This window comes from Pseudomonas syringae group sp. 243L2 (genome assembly GCF_032587875.1).
In the GTDB taxonomy this organism is placed as follows: Bacteria; Pseudomonadota; Gammaproteobacteria; order Pseudomonadales; family Pseudomonadaceae; genus Aquipseudomonas; species Aquipseudomonas amygdali.
In genome coordinates, this window is the sequence record NZ_JAWHPL010000040.1 from 496,768 (window position 1) to 510,900 (window position 14,133).

Consider the following 14,133-nt stretch of genomic DNA (forward strand, 5'->3'; position numbering starts at 1 on the left):
ACAGGCCCCTTCGCGGACAAGTCCGCTCCCACAGATAATTGCCAACTGAGAGAGTGAGAGGCGTCAGGAACGCCGCGCACTCTTCACAGAAGATCAATCAGTAGCGATAAGCGTGCGGCTTGAACGGACCTTCGACGGTCACGCCGATGTAATCGGCCTGAGTCTTGGTCAGCTTGGTCACAACGCCGCCGAAGCCGCGGACCATTTCCAGGGCCACTTCTTCGTCGAGTTTCTTCGGCAGCACTTCAACGGTCAGACGCTCGGCCTTTTTGGCCGGTGCCAGGTCAGCGTACTTCTGCTCGAAGAGGAAGATCTGCGCCAGAACCTGGTTGGCGAACGAGCCATCCATGATGCGGCTTGGGTGGCCAGTGGCGTTACCCAGGTTTACCAGACGGCCTTCGGCCAGCAGGATCAGGTAGTCGTCGTTCTGTGCGTCGAACGAGCCTGGGCCGGTGCGATGGATCTTGTGAACCTGTGGCTTCACTTCTTCCCATGCCCAGTGCTTGCGCATGAATGCGGTGTCGATTTCGTTGTCGAAGTGACCGATGTTGCACACCACAGCGCGTTTTTTCAGCGCTTTGAGCATGTTCGAATCACAAACGTTGACGTTACCGGTGGTGGTCACGATCAGGTCGATCTTACCCAGCAGCGCTTTGTCGATGCTTGCTTCGGTGCCGTCGTTCTCACCGTCGATGAACGGCGAAACCAGCTCGAAACCGTCCATGCAGGCCTGCATGGCGCAGATCGGGTCGACTTCGGTCACTTTGACGATCATGCCTTCCTGACGCAGGGACTGGGCCGAGCCCTTGCCCACGTCACCGTAGCCGATCACCAGTGCCTGCTTGCCGGACAGCAAGTGGTCGGTGCCGCGCTTGATGGCGTCGTTCAGGCTGTGACGGCAGCCGTACTTGTTGTCGTTCTTGCTCTTGGTCACCGAGTCGTTGACGTTGATGGCCGGGATTTTCAGCTCGCCCTTGGCCAGCATGTCCAGCAGGCGGTGAACGCCCGTGGTGGTTTCTTCGGTAACGCCGTGGATCTTGTCCAGCATCGCCGGGTACTTCTTGTGGATGATCTCGGTCAGGTCGCCGCCGTCGTCGAGAATCATGTTGGCGTCCCATGGCTGGCCATCCTTGAGGATGGTCTGCTCGATGCACCACTCGTATTCTTCTTCGGTTTCGCCCTTCCAGGCGAACACAGGAATGCCGGCAGCGGCAATGGCAGCGGCGGCCTGGTCCTGAGTGGAGAAAATGTTGCACGACGACCAGCGAACTTCAGCACCCAGGGCAACCAGGGTTTCGATCAGCACGGCGGTCTGAATGGTCATGTGGATGCAGCCGAGAATTTTCGCGCCCTTGAGCGGCTGGTCACCGGCGTATTTGCGGCGCAGACCCATCAGGGCAGGCATTTCGGATTCGGCAATGATGGTTTCGCGACGACCCCAGGCGGCCAGGGAAATGTCGGCAACCTTGTAGTCATTAAATTCTGCGGGCGTGATTACAGCACTCATTGAGAGTCTCCATTCCATAAAAATGCGAATGGGCGCCGTTGTGCGTTTAAGGTTTGCCGGTCGAGGATCGTCCTGGCAAACAACGCCCCATCCGAGCCTGACAGGGAAAACCTGCTGCAGCGCCCCTCGGACAGGTGGCGGGAACGGTATCAAGCGTGGATGACCGTTTTGAAACGTTGGGCAGTATAGCTGCGCTCGCGATTCTTCCCAAGGCTTTCTGTCGGTTTAAAGGCCATACAATTGCCATCTGTCTGTAATCGAGTCGATGCACATTCGCTATGACACAGGCATGGGCGCGGGCCGTCGGCTCTGCCATCATGCACGTCTCTACCGGCCAGACGCTCAGGAGTGAACATGAATTTCCACACCCGCAAGTGGGTCAAGCCCGAAGACCTCAACCCCAACGGCACGTTGTTCGGCGGTAGCCTGCTGCGCTGGATCGATGAAGAAGCGGCGATCTACGCGATCGTTCAACTGGGTAATCAGCGGGTGGTGACCAAGTACATCTCTGAAATCAACTTTGTCAGCGCCTCGCGTCAGGGCGACATCATTGAGCTAGGCATCACCGCCACAGAATTCGGCCGCACCTCGATCACCCTCAAGTGCCAGGTGCGCAACAAGATCACCCGCAAAAGCATTTTGACTGTCGACAAGATCGTCTTCGTCAACCTCGACGAAGACGGCCAGCCGGCGCCGCATGGCCGGACTGAAATCCGCTATATAAAGGACCAGTTCGACGTAGAGGATTGAGGCTCGGGTCGCTGAAGAGCGGACGCAGAGCGTCCAGAACGGCATGCGACGCGGAGCGTCGCACGATAGTGTTCTTGCGCAAGCCTGGCGTGCCTGGGCACGACAGTTACAGAGTGATCGTTCCTCACGCTCCGCGTCGTCTATATCGCGTTTTCAGCTCTTGACTTGTAGCTTGCGCAACCACGCCAGACCAACGCTGGTGTCGCCTTTGGGGCGGTATTCGCAGCCGATCCAGCCGCTGTAGCCCAACTCGTCGATCACATTGAACAGGTGTTCGTAGTTCAGCTCGCCAAGGTTCGGCTCATGGCGGTCCGGGACGCCTGCAATCTGAATATGGCCAATGCCCGCAAAGTCGCGACGCAGTTTGCTGGTCAGGTCGCCTTCGACGATCTGGCAGTGGTAGCAGTCGAACTGCACCTTCAGATTGTCAGCGCCCACCAGTCTGCAGATTTCCTGTGCCTGATCCTGACGATTGAGGAAGAAGCCCGGCATGTCGCGGGTGTTGATCGGCTCAATCAGAATCGTGACGCCTGCGCCCTTGGCTTGCTCAGCCGCGAACGCGAGGTTTTCCAGATAGACCGCCTGATGACGCTCACGCAAGCTTTCATCGGCCAGCAAGCCAGCCATGACATGCACTCGGTCATTGCCCAGCACCTGTGCGTACTCCAGAGCCCGCTCGATACCGCTGCGAAATTCCGCTTCACGACCCGGCAGCGTGGCAATGCCTCGCTCGCCTGCTTCCCAGTCGCCTGGCGGGGCGTTGAACAGCGCCTGCACCAGACCGTTGTCGCTCAGGCGCTGCTTGAGTTCCTGAGTGCTGTAGGCGTAGGGGAACAGGTACTCGACCGCGCCGAAACCATCGGCAGCGGCTGCGGCAAAGCGCTCAAGAAAGTCATGCTGCGGGTACAGCATGCTGAGGTTGGCGGCAAAACGAGGCATGTTAACTCCAGTCTTCAAAGGGTCAGACGAATGGCCAAAGCAGCAGGGTGATCACGAAGCCCAGTGTGCCGAGCAGCGTGACCAGTACGGTCCAGGTGCGCAAGCCGTCGGCGACGTTGAGGCCTGCCAGCTTGGTGAACATCCAGTAACCGGCATCATTGATGTGCGACATGGCCAGACCACCACCGCCCATCGCCAGGCACAATAGAGCCAGGTGGTTGGCGCTCAGGTCCAGCGTGGCGATCAGCGGGCTGAGAATGCCTGCAGTGGTCACCAGTGCAACGGTGGTCGAACCCTGAACAGCGCGCAGCAGCAGGGTCAGCAGGAAGCCCAGCGCGAGTACCGGCAGACCGGTGTTACGCAGCGCCTCGGAGACCACCGCACCAATGCCGGTGTCGACCAGCACCTTGCCAAACACGCCACCGGCACCGGCAATCAGGATCACCATCGCCACACCCGGCAAGGCCGAGCCGATCACATCGGACACCTGAGTACGGCTCCAGCCGCGACGTGAGCCCAGCAGCCAGGCGCACAGCAGGGTATCGATCAGCAGCGCAACCAAGGGGGCACCCAGTACGGTCAGCACTGCGCGCAGCGTGGACGTGGCTGGCAGCATGGTGGTGGCCAGTGTGCCCATCAGAATCAGCACGATCGGCAGCAGGATCAGCGCGATGATCAGCCCGAAACCCGGTGCAGGTGCTGGCGGCAGTTTGCTCGCCAGGCTGCTGGCGCTTTCTTCGATGCCCATTGTTCTGGTTTCAGTGGCTTCACGCACAGCGGAATAATCGTTGCGCGCCCAGGCTTCCAGGTCTTCGTTGGTAACGTGCGGGCCGTAGACTTCGGCGCGAATATCGTCGGTCATCGGGTAGGTCTTGCGGGTCATGCGCCCCGCGACGAAATAGCCGATCATGCACAGTACAGCAACGATCGGAATGCCCAGCATCAGCACCCGGCCAAGGTCCGCGCCCAACTGGCTGGCAGCGGCTACCGCGCCGGGATGCGGCGGCAGGAACGCGTGCACGGCAAGCAAGGCTGCACACATTGGCAGCGCGAAGATCAGCAGCGGCTTGCGTGCCGCCCGTGCCACACCGTATGCCAACGGCATGAGGATGATCACGCCGACTTCGAAGAACACCGGAATACCGACCATGAAGCCTGCAACGGTCAGCGCCAGTGGCGTGCGTCTGTTACCGAAGCGGTTGATCAGGGTTTTGGCCAGCGCCTCGGCCCCGCCGGACAGCTCGATGATGCGTCCGATCATCGCGCCCAAAGCGATGATGATCGCGATGTGGCCAAGGGTCTTGCCCATGCCGCCTTCAATGGTGGTAACCAGATCGGCCGGTTTAACACCGGCGACCAGCGCCACGATAATGCTGACCAGCATCAGGGCGACAAAGGGCTGGAATTTGTACTTGAGCACCAGGAACAACAGCAGTGCGATGCCCGCACCGGCCACGATCATCAACATGAGCGGCGTCATGCCCGTGCACTCCGGTCGATGGTGGTAAAGAGGAACAACGAAACAGCGGGATAGGGGTGAGTCATGCTCTCGATTCCTGTTGTTATTGTTTTTCGTCCGGGAGGCGCAGCGCGCCCCCCGATCAATGTGTGTCCGTTACCACTTCGCGCCGAACACCTGACGCAGTTCTTCAAGCGCCGCCGGGTCCAGCGGCGCAGGTTTGGGATTGCTCATCAGCCACAGACGCGCTGTTTCTTCCAGCTCTTCCAGTGCGTAGCAGGCCTTGGCCACCGAACTTTCCCAGACCACCGGGCCGAGCCGCTCGAGCATCACGCCGCGCACGCTGTTGGCCAGCTCCGCCACGCGCTCGGCGACTTTCGGCGAGCCCGGACGCTCGTAAGGGATCAGCGGGATATGCCCGACCTTCATGACCTGATACGGCGTCAGCGGCGGCAGAATGTCGTCCTCCTGCCACACTCCGGCCAGGGTCAGGGCGACCAGATGCGTCGAGTGCGTATGCACCACGCCGCCGACCTGCGGGTTGCGGTCGTAGACTTCGCGGTGCAGGGCCAGGGTCTTGGACGGCTTGCTGCCGGACACCCATTCACCGGCCAGATTGACCTTGGCGATATCGGCCGGGTCCATGCGGCCCAGGCAGGCGTCGGTCGGGGTAATCAGCCAGCCGTCGTCGAGTCGTGCGCTGATGTTGCCGGCGCTGCCCACCGTATAGCCACGGCCATACAGCAGACGGCCGACGTCGCAGATTTCCTGACGCAATGCGTTTTCGTCGATCATCAAGCCGCCCCCGCCAGTTGCTTGAGCGCCTTGGCGAAGAAGTCGCGCGCACCGAAATTGCCGGATTTGAGGGCCAGAGCCAGCGGTTGTGCGCCGCTGCTCACCGTGGCCGGAACGCCCGGATCAATCTGTGCGCCGATCTGCAACAGTTGCACGCCCAGCGCCTGAACCACGGCACCGGAGGTTTCGCCACCGGCGACCACAAAGCGGCGCACACCAGCGTTCAGCAGCCCTTTGGCGATCTCGCCCAACGCGGCTTCGACCATTGCACCGGAGCGTTCAACACCCAGCTCTTTCTGCACGGCTTTGACTTCATCCGGCGTGCTGGTGGCGTAGATCAATACGGTCTGCCCGGCGTCTCTGGCAAAGGCCAGCGCCTGCTCGACCACCGGCTTGCCTGCGGCCAGATCCAGCGGATTGATGCGCAGTGCAGGGCGATTGTCTTCCAGCCAGGCCGCGACCTGGCCATTGGTGGCAACCGAAGCGCTGCCCGCCAACACCACTTCGCCGCCACTGATGGCGACCTGTTTGGCGGCATCGATATCGCGCAGCTTGCCTGCCTTGCGAAAGTTACCCGGCAGGCCCAGCGCCAGACCCGAGCCACCGGTCAGCAGCGGCAAGTCGGCGCAGGCTTCGCCCAAGGTGTACAGATCGGCATCCGACAGGGCATCGGCGATCGCCATGCTCACACCTTCGGCGCGCAGCTCGGCAATTCTGTTGCGCACGCCTTCGACGCCCTGGGCAATGCTGTCATAGCGCAACAGGCCGACCTTGTGGCGGGTCTGCGCTTGCAGCACACGCACCAGATTGGCGTCGGTCATGGGCGTCAGCGGGTGGTTCTGCATGCCCGATTCGCTGAGTAACTGGTCCTGTACGAACAGATGTCCACGGAAAATCGTGCGGCCATTTTCCGGGAAGGCCGGGCAGGCGAGGGTGAAGTCGCTGTCCAGTTGCTCCAGCAGTGCTTCGCTGACCTGGCCGATGTTACCCGCGGCGGTGGAATCGAAGGTCGAGCAGTATTTGAAGAAGATCTGCTCGCAGCCGCGCTCGCGCAGCCATTCCAGCGCAGCGAGGGATTCAGCCACCGCGTCGGCGCTTGGTGTGGTACGCGATTTCAGGGCGATGACAATCGCGTCGGCGTCCAGGCCGGCAGCCATTTCGGCGCTGGGGATGCCGATGCTCTGCACGGTGCGCATACCGCCGCGCACCAGCATGTTGGCAAGGTCGGTCGCGCCGGTGAAGTCATCGGCAATGCAGCCCAGCAGCGGGCGAGCGTTGTTCAGGCTCATCAGTCGCTCCTCAGGCTTTTTCTGGCTTGGCTTTCGGCAACTCGATGCCCGGGAAAATCTTGATCACCGCCGAGTCATCCTCGCGGCCGAAACCGGCGCTGGAGGCCTGCATGAACATCTGGTGTGCGGTGGCCGACAGCGGCAGCGGGAATTTGCTGCTGCGTGCGGTATCCAGTACCAGGCCGAGGTCTTTGACGAAGATATCCACAGCCGACAGCGGCGTGTAATCGGCATTGAGGATGTGCGGCACGCGGTTTTCGAACATCCACGAGTTACCGGCACTGTTGGTGATCACTTCGTACAGCGCGTCAGCATCGACGCCTTCACGCAGGCCGAGGGCCATGGCTTCGGCGCTGGCGGCGATGTGTACGCCAGCGAGCAACTGATTGATGATTTTGACTTTCGAGCCCAGCCCGTGGACGTCACCCAGGCGATAGACCTTGCCGGCCATGCCATTGAGGATGGCTTCGGCCTTGGCGTAAGACTCGGCCGGGCCGGAGGTCATCATGGTCATCTGGCCAGCGGCGGCCTTGGCGGCGCCGCCGGAGATCGGTGCATCGAGGTACAGCAGGTTCTGTGCGGCCAGACGCTCGCCCAGTTCGACGGCGAAGGTCGGTGCGACAGTGGCGCAACCGATGACCAGACTGCCCGGACGCAGCGCCGCGACCGCGCCGTTTTCACCAAACAGGACGGTTTCGGTCTGCTCGGCATTGACCACGACGGTAATGATCACATCGCAGGCAGCGGCCATGCTGGCTGGGGATTGGCAGGCAACGCCGCCTTCCTGGGCAAACGCTTCGGTCACGCTGCTGCGCACATCGCAGGCATGCACAGTGAAGCCGCTACGCAGCAACGAGCGGGCAATGCCCAGACCCATCGCACCCAGGCCGATAACGCCAACGTTTTTGCTGGTCATGCAGTAATCCTCAAAGTCAGTGCCGATGCCTGTGTCGCTGGCATTCGAGCGTTATTGTTCTGATCTGTGAATCGGATAGTGAATCAATGAGTAAATAATGTGAAGTATTTTTATTTTTCACAAAAATTAACATCGATAGGCTTTTTCCATCGCCCACAAAAAAGCCCCTGTGCGGGGCTTGATTGATGTGAGCCGATATTCTGCGCGTTGCGCAGCCCTTCAAGGGGTCAGAACTTCGGCACTGGCGCGCTGGTGGCGTTTCTCAGTGAGCCGCTTTCCTGACGCACGACTTCTTTGGGTTTGTACGCGCAATAACCTGGGCGCGGCCCGATTTTCGGGTGGTTGCGGCAGGTGTCCGGGCGCTTGTCATAGATGGTGCACAGGCGGCTTTTACGGTCCAGATACAGGCAGTCGTTGTTGCTCATGCGCTGCAACGTGAAGATTTCCGACTTCTGGTTGTAACGCTCGACGATGCCTTCTTTCTGCAGACGTTTGGCGATGTTCTTCGCCGGGTCGCCGCGCTCGAACTCATCGACGATGCCGATGCGAATCAGGTCCTTGATCTTCACTTCTACCGGCAACGTGCAGCAACTGGACACGCAGCCCCCGCACATGTGGCTGGAGTATTTGGCCCAGGTGTCGATACGATCGAGTTCTGCGGCGGCGATCAAGGTGGGTTTCATTTTAGGTCAGGCTTCCGGGTGTATCGGGGCGCGCGATCATACCGGTCTGCAGCGATTTGCAGAAATCAAAAATTGCCGAGGCGACTGTCGGTCAGGTGTGGAGAGGGGGTTGGTTGCAGCGTCCACGCCTGCCGAGCGCAGTCGGTCAGCAGGCGCGGTGTCTCAGAAGGAACTCAGGACTTGAGCTTGTCGTCAGCCCTGAACATGCTGCGGATGCCGCGCACGGCCTGACGGATGCGGTCCTGATTCTCGATCAGCGCGAAGCGCACGTGATCGTCGCCGTACTCACCGAAACCGATGCCCGGCGAGACACACACCTTGGCTTCGGCCAGCAGCTTCTTGGCGAACTCCAGCGAGCCCAGATGCGCGTAGGCTTCGGGAATCTTCGCCCAGACGTACATCGACGCCTTGGGGTTTTCGACCATCCAGCCCAGTTCGTGCAGGCCTTTGACCAGTACGTTGCGGCGCTGGCGATACTGCTCGGCAATGTCGAGCACGCACTGCTGATCGCCTTCCAGCGCGGCAATCGCCGCCACCTGCAGTGGCGTGAAGGTGCCGTAGTCGTGGTAACTCTTGATCCGCGCCAGTGCATTCACCAGTTCGGGGTTGCCGACCATGAAGCCAATCCGCCAGCCTGCCATGTTGTAGCTCTTGGACAAGGTGAAGAACTCCACGGCAATGTCCTTGGCGCCGGGCACCTGCATGATCGACGGGGCTTTCCAGCCATCGTAGACGATGTCGGCGTACGCCAGGTCATGCACCACCAGCACGTCGTACTGTTTGGCCAGCGCCACCACGCGCTCGAAGAAATCCAGCTCCACACATTGCGCAGTCGGGTTGGACGGGAAGCCCAGAATCATCATCTTCGGCTTGGGAATCGAGCCGCGAATGGCTTTTTCCAGCTCGTCGAAGAAGTCCACGCCTGGCACCAGCGGCACCGATCGCACCTGGGCGCCGGCAATCACGGCACCGTAGATGTGGATCGGGTAACTGGGGTTGGGCACCAGCACCGTGTCGCCCTGATCCAGCGTGGCGAGCATCAGGTGGGCCAGGCCTTCCTTGGAACCAATGGTCACGATCGCTTCGCTTTCAGGGTCGATGTCGACCTCGTAGCGCTTCTTGTACCAGTTGGAAATGGCCCGGCGCAGGCGCGGAATGCCCCGCGAGGTGGAGTAACCGTGGGTGTCTTCGCGCTGGGCGACGGTGATCAGTTTTTCGACAATGTGCGGCGGTGTGGCCCCGTCGGGGTTGCCCATGCTCAGGTCGATAATGTCCTCACCACGACGACGAGCAGCCATTTTCAGCTCGGCGGTGATGTTGAACACATAAGGGGGGAGTCGATCGATGCGCGCAAAGCGGCGCGGCGAACCTTGGTCAGCCATGAGTATCTCGCAAACGTAAGCGCCCGGAACCGTCCGAGCGACGTGGCCACATGAGGCGGCCTGCCGAGGAAGATAAATGCCCTGATAGCATTTTGTCCAGCGCGGCACCGATGGCGATATTCGGACCCCACCAAACCACCCGGCGGTGTAGAATCGGCGCTATTCATCGCCAGTCATCCCCGGCGGGTTTATGAGCTCAGGCCGAATACACGGTGATCCCGTGGTGTTCGGTTTCTTCGCTGCCTGCGGTCACTGCCGCTCGTTCGCGACGTCAATAGAAGCTCACTCCCTTCCTGATCAGCCTTATTTTTGCCGGAGTGTTTCAATGCCTGATTACCGCTCGAAAACGTCCACCCACGGCCGCAACATGGCCGGCGCCCGTGCCCTGTGGCGCGCCACGGGCATGAAGGACGAAGACTTCAAAAAACCGATCATCGCCATCGCCAACTCCTTCACCCAGTTCGTACCCGGCCACGTCCACCTCAAGGACATGGGCCAGCTGGTCGCGCGTGAAGTCGAGCGCGCCGGTGGCGTGGCCAAGGAATTCAACACCATTGCGGTCGACGATGGCATCGCCATGGGCCACGACGGGATGCTCTATTCGCTGCCGAGCCGCGAGATCATTGCCGACTCCGTCGAGTACATGGTCAATGCGCATTGCGCCGACGCCATCGTGTGCATTTCCAACTGCGACAAGATCACCCCGGGCATGCTGATGGCGTCGTTGCGCCTGAACATTCCTGTGATCTTCGTCTCCGGCGGGCCAATGGAGGCGGGCAAGACCAAACTGGCCAGCCACGGCCTGGATCTGGTCGATGCGATGGTCATCGCTGCTGACTCGACCGCCAGTGACGAAAAAGTCGCCGAGTACGAGCGCAGCGCCTGTCCGACCTGCGGGTCGTGTTCCGGCATGTTCACCGCCAACTCGATGAACTGCCTGACCGAAGCACTGGGCCTGGCGTTGCCGGGCAATGGCTCGGCTCTCGCCACCCACAGCGACCGCGAGCAACTGTTCCTGCAGGCTGGCCGCACCATCGTTGACCTGTGCCGTCAGTACTACAAGGAAAACGACGATTCGGTGTTGCCGCGCAACATCGCCAACTTCAAGGCGTTCGAAAACGCCATGACGCTGGACATCGCCATGGGCGGCTCGACCAACACAATCCTGCACTTGCTGGCCGCCGCTCAGGAAGCCGAGATCGTTTTCGACCTGCGCCACATCGACCGCCTGTCGCGCAAGGTGCCGCAGCTGTGCAAGGTCGCGCCGAACATCCAGAAGTACCACATGGAAGACGTGCACCGCGCGGGCGGGATCTTCAGCATCCTCGGCGAGCTGGCCCGTGGCGGCCTGCTGCACACCGACCTGCCGACCGTACACAGCAAGACCCTGGCTGAAGGCATCGCCAAATGGGACATCACCCAGACTGACGACGAAGCCGTGCACACCTTCTTCAAGGCAGGCCCGGCGGGCATCCCGACGCAGACCGCGTTCAGCCAGTCGACCCGTTGGGAAAGCCTGGATGACGACCGCGAAAGCGGCTGCATCCGCAGCGTAGAGCACGCCTATTCGCAAGAAGGTGGCCTGGCCGTGCTGTACGGCAACATCGCGCTGGATGGCTGCGTGGTGAAAACCGCTGGCGTCGACGAGTCGATCCACGTCTTCGAAGGCAACGCGAAGATCTTCGAAAGCCAGGACAGCGCGGTGCGCGGGATTCTCGCTGACGAAGTCAAAGCGGGCGACATTGTCATCATCCGCTACGAAGGCCCGAAAGGCGGCCCGGGCATGCAGGAAATGCTCTACCCGACGTCGTACCTGAAGTCCAAAGGGCTGGGCAAGGATTGTGCGTTGCTCACCGACGGTCGTTTCTCGGGCGGTACGTCCGGCCTGTCCATCGGCCACGCCTCACCGGAGGCTGCGGCAGGCGGAGCGATCGGCCTGGTGCGCGACGGTGACAAGGTGCTAATCGACATCCCCAACCGCTCGATCAACCTGCTGATCGACGATGCGGAAATGGCCGAGCGCCGCGCCGAACAGGACAAGAAAGGCTGGAAGCCGGTCGAGTCGCGTTCACGCAAAGTGACCACCGCCCTCAAGGCCTATGCCCTGCTGGCGACCAGCGCTGACAAGGGCGCGGTACGTGACAAGGCGTTGCTGGACAAACTGGTGCCTTGATCTGCATCGGCAACACTAAAAAGCCCGGCAGAGATGCCGGGCTTTTTGCTGCGTTTGAAAAAGCAGCGCTTACTTGCGGTCCGCAATTACCCCGATCAGCACCAGCACCACCAACAGCACCGGCGCCAGGCTGTAGTTGTTGAACTGGCTGAGGCCGCGCACTACCCAAGGCGTGGCATAGATCAGCGCCGCGCCGCTGCCCACGGCGCACAGCAGGGCGATGAGCGGGATGCGCAGAGCACCTGTGATGCCGCTGATTCGCTGTTCCAGCCAGCCTTTGATGTCCGAGCCAAACAGCACCAGCAGACAGCCCACCAGCGCGAGCGCGATTTCCGAGAGATTGCTGCGGCTCCAGCGCGAGACGGTGGCGAGCAAATCGAGTACGAAATCCATGCAGGGTCCTTAGATCAGAAAGTATTGCAGCAGGTCGTTGAGGAACAGCTGGCCTTGTGGCGTGGCGATCAGGCGTGTCGGGTCCTGGTGCAGCAACCCCTTTTGTTCAGCCTGTCGACGCGCCTCGGCCAGCGAATCGAGGCTTAGACCGGTTCTTTCGCGAAATAACGCAGCGTCCACACCATTTGTCAGTCGCAGTGCGTTCATCAGGAATTCGAACGGCAATTCATCCAGCGGCAACAGCTTGGAACCGGCCTGAAACGGCTTGTTCGGGTTCAGGTAATCCTTGGGCAGCCGGGTTTTCCAGGTGCGCATGATGCGCCCGTCCGGGTGGCTCAGCTTGCCGTGTGCACCTGCGCCGATGCCGATGAAATCCCCGAACGCCCAATAGTTGAGGTTATGCCGCGCCGGTTTTCCGGGCTGTGCATAAGCTGACACTTCGTATTGCGCGTAGCCATGAGTGGCCAGCAACTGCTGTCCGGTTTCCTGAATGTCCCAAAGAATGTCGTCTTCGGGCAGCACCGGTGGCTGATTCCAGAACACCGTGTTGGGCTCCAGGGTCAGTTGATACCAGGACAGGTGGGTCGGCGCGAGGGCAATGGCCTGGCGCAGATCGGCCAGCGCCTCGTCCTGGGACTGATCCGGCAGGCCGTGCATCAGGTCCAGGTTGAAGTTGTCGAAACCAGCCTGACGCGCCATATCGGCGGCACGAATTGCTTCGTCGCCATTGTGAATGCGGCCCAGCGCCTTGAGTTTGGATTCCTGAAAGCTCTGAATGCCGATCGACAGTCGATTGATGCCCAGGCCGCGATAGGCGCTGAACTTGACCTGCTCGAAGGTGCCGGGGTTGGCTTCCAGCGTGATCTCGATATCGCTGGCAAAGCGGATGCGCTGTTCGACGCCTTGCAGCAGGCGCCCCAGCGCATCGGCGCTGAACAGGCTCGGCGTACCGCCACCAAAGAAGATCGATTGCAGCTCGCGGCCGTAGACGTGCGGCAGGTCCAGGTCCAGGTCGGCGAGCAGGGCGTCGACGTATTCCTGTTCCGGCAGCACCGGGCTGGCAGTGTGCGAGTTGAAGTCGCAGTACGGGCATTTGCGCACGCACCACGGAATATGGATGTACAGCGACAACGGCGGCAGGTGCGGCAGTGCAGGGCGTGGGCTCTCTGACGAGAAGCCGCTCTCGCCGAGAAACAGCGGCTGCGCAGGCGAATCGTGGGTCATTGCAGACCCAGGCGTTGCCGCAACAGGACCATCGCGCGGGCGCGGTGGCTGAGCTGGTTCTTCTCGGTCGGGCCCAGTTCGGCACTTGAGCAGTTGCGCTCCGGCACCCAGAACAGCGGGTCATAGCCGAAGCCGTGTTCACCGCTGGCGGCGTGCAGGATGCGCCCGTGCCACAGCCCTTCACAGAGGATCGGCAATGGATCGTCGGCGTGGCGTACCAGCGCCAATACGCAGACGAACTGTGCGCCACGCTGCTCGTCCGGCACGTCTTTGAGCGCCTCCAGCAGCTTGGCGTTGTTGGCGGCATCGCCCTGGCCATCGGCGTAGCGCGCGGAATAGATACCCGGCGCACCGCCGAGAAAGTCCACCGCCAACCCAGAGTCGTCGGCCAGCGCAGGCAGGCCGGACAGACGCGCGGCGTTGCGTGCCTTGAGGATTGCATTCTCGACGAATGACAGGCCGGTTTCTTCCGGCTCCACCAGACTGAACTCGCTGACCGAGCGCAGCGTTACGCTGCCGCCGAGCATGGCCTGGAGTTCCTTGAGTTTGCCGCCATTGTGGCTGGCCAGTACGAGTTGTGTGAGGTTCATGGTTGGCCTGTCGTGGTGCTTGAAAACGGTCGG

General features: G+C 61.2%; 13 protein-coding genes and 1 riboswitch. Of the genes, 2 read left to right on the forward strand and 11 right to left on the reverse strand.

Going from position 1 to position 14,133, the window contains the following annotated elements; genetic code table 11:
- Positions 1 to 97: 97 nt before the first annotated feature.
- Complete coding sequence (gene ahcY, locus RYB66_RS25335) at positions 98 to 1,507, reverse strand: adenosylhomocysteinase (protein WP_057404833.1); 1,410 nt, start codon at positions 1,505 to 1,507, stop codon at positions 98 to 100.
- Positions 1,508 to 1,530: 23 nt separating this feature from the next.
- Positions 1,531 to 1,641, reverse strand: a riboswitch (S-adenosyl-L-homocysteine riboswitch).
- 220 nt (positions 1,642 to 1,861) lie between these two features.
- Between ahcY and RYB66_RS25340 the strand changes: the two genes are divergently transcribed.
- Entirely contained in the window at positions 1,862 to 2,257 is a 396-nt protein-coding gene (locus RYB66_RS25340; protein WP_004409331.1) for an acyl-CoA thioesterase, read from the forward strand.
- A 153-nt stretch (positions 2,258 to 2,410) separates the two neighbouring features.
- On the opposite strand, the gene otnI is transcribed toward RYB66_RS25340, so the two are convergent.
- The 7 genes from otnI to alaC form a co-directional block, all read right to left on the reverse strand.
- On the reverse strand, positions 2,411 to 3,196 hold the full coding sequence (gene otnI / locus RYB66_RS25345; RefSeq protein ID WP_057404835.1) for a 2-oxo-tetronate isomerase: 786 nt from the start codon (positions 3,194 to 3,196) through the stop codon (positions 2,411 to 2,413).
- Between the two features lie 22 nt (positions 3,197 to 3,218).
- Positions 3,219 to 4,676 carry an SLC13 family permease gene (locus RYB66_RS25350; RefSeq protein ID WP_005743069.1) on the reverse strand — a complete coding sequence of 486 codons (1,458 nt, stop codon included), beginning with the start codon at positions 4,674 to 4,676 and terminating at the stop codon, positions 3,219 to 3,221.
- Between the two features lie 135 nt (positions 4,677 to 4,811).
- The gene (locus RYB66_RS25355; RefSeq protein ID WP_005778755.1) at positions 4,812 to 5,450 is read right to left on the reverse strand and encodes an aldolase; all 639 of its coding nucleotides are present in this window, start codon (positions 5,448 to 5,450) and stop codon (positions 4,812 to 4,814) included.
- A complete protein-coding gene (otnK, locus tag RYB66_RS25360; protein ID WP_005778757.1) occupies positions 5,450 to 6,739 on the reverse strand; it encodes a 3-oxo-tetronate kinase in 1,290 nt (429 codons plus the stop codon). The genes RYB66_RS25355 and otnK overlap by 1 nt, the downstream gene beginning before the upstream one ends.
- 10 nt (positions 6,740 to 6,749) lie before the next feature.
- On the reverse strand, positions 6,750 to 7,655 hold the full coding sequence (gene ltnD, locus RYB66_RS25365; protein WP_005778759.1) for an L-threonate dehydrogenase: 906 nt from the start codon (positions 7,653 to 7,655) through the stop codon (positions 6,750 to 6,752).
- 227 nt (positions 7,656 to 7,882) lie between these two features.
- Positions 7,883 to 8,338 (reverse strand): YkgJ family cysteine cluster protein, encoded by a 456-nt coding sequence (locus RYB66_RS25370; protein WP_003422458.1) that lies wholly within the window; start codon positions 8,336 to 8,338, stop codon positions 7,883 to 7,885.
- A gap of 173 nt (positions 8,339 to 8,511) precedes the next feature.
- Complete coding sequence (gene alaC, locus RYB66_RS25375; protein ID WP_002551718.1) at positions 8,512 to 9,720, reverse strand: alanine transaminase; 1,209 nt, start codon at positions 9,718 to 9,720, stop codon at positions 8,512 to 8,514.
- Positions 9,721 to 10,045: 325 nt separating this feature from the next.
- Between alaC and ilvD the strand changes: the two genes are divergently transcribed.
- Positions 10,046 to 11,893 carry a dihydroxy-acid dehydratase gene (ilvD, locus tag RYB66_RS25380; protein ID WP_316895774.1) on the forward strand — a complete coding sequence of 616 codons (1,848 nt, stop codon included), beginning with the start codon at positions 10,046 to 10,048 and terminating at the stop codon, positions 11,891 to 11,893.
- 69 nt (positions 11,894 to 11,962) lie between these two features.
- On the opposite strand, the gene RYB66_RS25385 is transcribed toward ilvD, so the two are convergent.
- From RYB66_RS25385 to rdgB, 3 genes are read right to left on the reverse strand one after another with little or no spacing between them, the layout of a single operon-like run.
- Positions 11,963 to 12,286, reverse strand: coding sequence for a DUF3392 domain-containing protein (locus RYB66_RS25385; RefSeq protein ID WP_002551720.1), 324 nt, complete (start codon positions 12,284 to 12,286; stop codon positions 11,963 to 11,965).
- A 9-nt stretch (positions 12,287 to 12,295) separates the two neighbouring features.
- A complete protein-coding gene (hemW, locus tag RYB66_RS25390; protein WP_316895775.1) occupies positions 12,296 to 13,510 on the reverse strand; it encodes a radical SAM family heme chaperone HemW in 1,215 nt (404 codons plus the stop codon).
- Complete coding sequence (rdgB, locus tag RYB66_RS25395) at positions 13,507 to 14,100, reverse strand: RdgB/HAM1 family non-canonical purine NTP pyrophosphatase (RefSeq protein ID WP_032613349.1); 594 nt, start codon at positions 14,098 to 14,100, stop codon at positions 13,507 to 13,509. The genes hemW and rdgB overlap by 4 nt, the downstream gene beginning before the upstream one ends.
- Positions 14,101 to 14,133: the final 33 nt, after the last annotated feature.

What these genes read in the sequence shown, in the direction of transcription:
- RYB66_RS25355 (WP_005778755.1), bottom strand. Translation starts at nt 5,450, where the DNA reads ATGATCGACGAAAACGCATTGCGTCAGGAAATCTGCGACGTCGGCCGT.
- hemW (WP_316895775.1), bottom strand. Translation starts at nt 13,510, where the DNA reads ATGACCCACGATTCGCCTGCGCAGCCGCTGTTTCTCGGCGAGAGCGGC.
- RYB66_RS25370 (WP_003422458.1), bottom strand. Translation starts at nt 8,338, where the DNA reads ATGAAACCCACCTTGATCGCCGCCGCAGAACTCGATCGTATCGACACC.
- ltnD (WP_005778759.1), bottom strand. Translation starts at nt 7,655, where the DNA reads ATGACCAGCAAAAACGTTGGCGTTATCGGCCTGGGTGCGATGGGTCTG.
- RYB66_RS25340 (WP_004409331.1), top strand. Translation starts at nt 1,862, where the DNA reads ATGAATTTCCACACCCGCAAGTGGGTCAAGCCCGAAGACCTCAACCCC.
- rdgB (WP_032613349.1), bottom strand. Translation starts at nt 14,100, where the DNA reads ATGAACCTCACACAACTCGTACTGGCCAGCCACAATGGCGGCAAACTC.
- RYB66_RS25385 (WP_002551720.1), bottom strand. Translation starts at nt 12,286, where the DNA reads ATGGATTTCGTACTCGATTTGCTCGCCACCGTCTCGCGCTGGAGCCGC.
- otnI (WP_057404835.1), bottom strand. Translation starts at nt 3,196, where the DNA reads ATGCCTCGTTTTGCCGCCAACCTCAGCATGCTGTACCCGCAGCATGAC.
- ilvD (WP_316895774.1), top strand. Translation starts at nt 10,046, where the DNA reads ATGCCTGATTACCGCTCGAAAACGTCCACCCACGGCCGCAACATGGCC.
- alaC (WP_002551718.1), bottom strand. Translation starts at nt 9,720, where the DNA reads ATGGCTGACCAAGGTTCGCCGCGCCGCTTTGCGCGCATCGATCGACTC.
- RYB66_RS25350 (WP_005743069.1), bottom strand. Translation starts at nt 4,676, where the DNA reads ATGACGCCGCTCATGTTGATGATCGTGGCCGGTGCGGGCATCGCACTG.
- otnK (WP_005778757.1), bottom strand. Translation starts at nt 6,739, where the DNA reads ATGAGCCTGAACAACGCTCGCCCGCTGCTGGGCTGCATTGCCGATGAC.
- ahcY (WP_057404833.1), bottom strand. Translation starts at nt 1,507, where the DNA reads ATGAGTGCTGTAATCACGCCCGCAGAATTTAATGACTACAAGGTTGCC.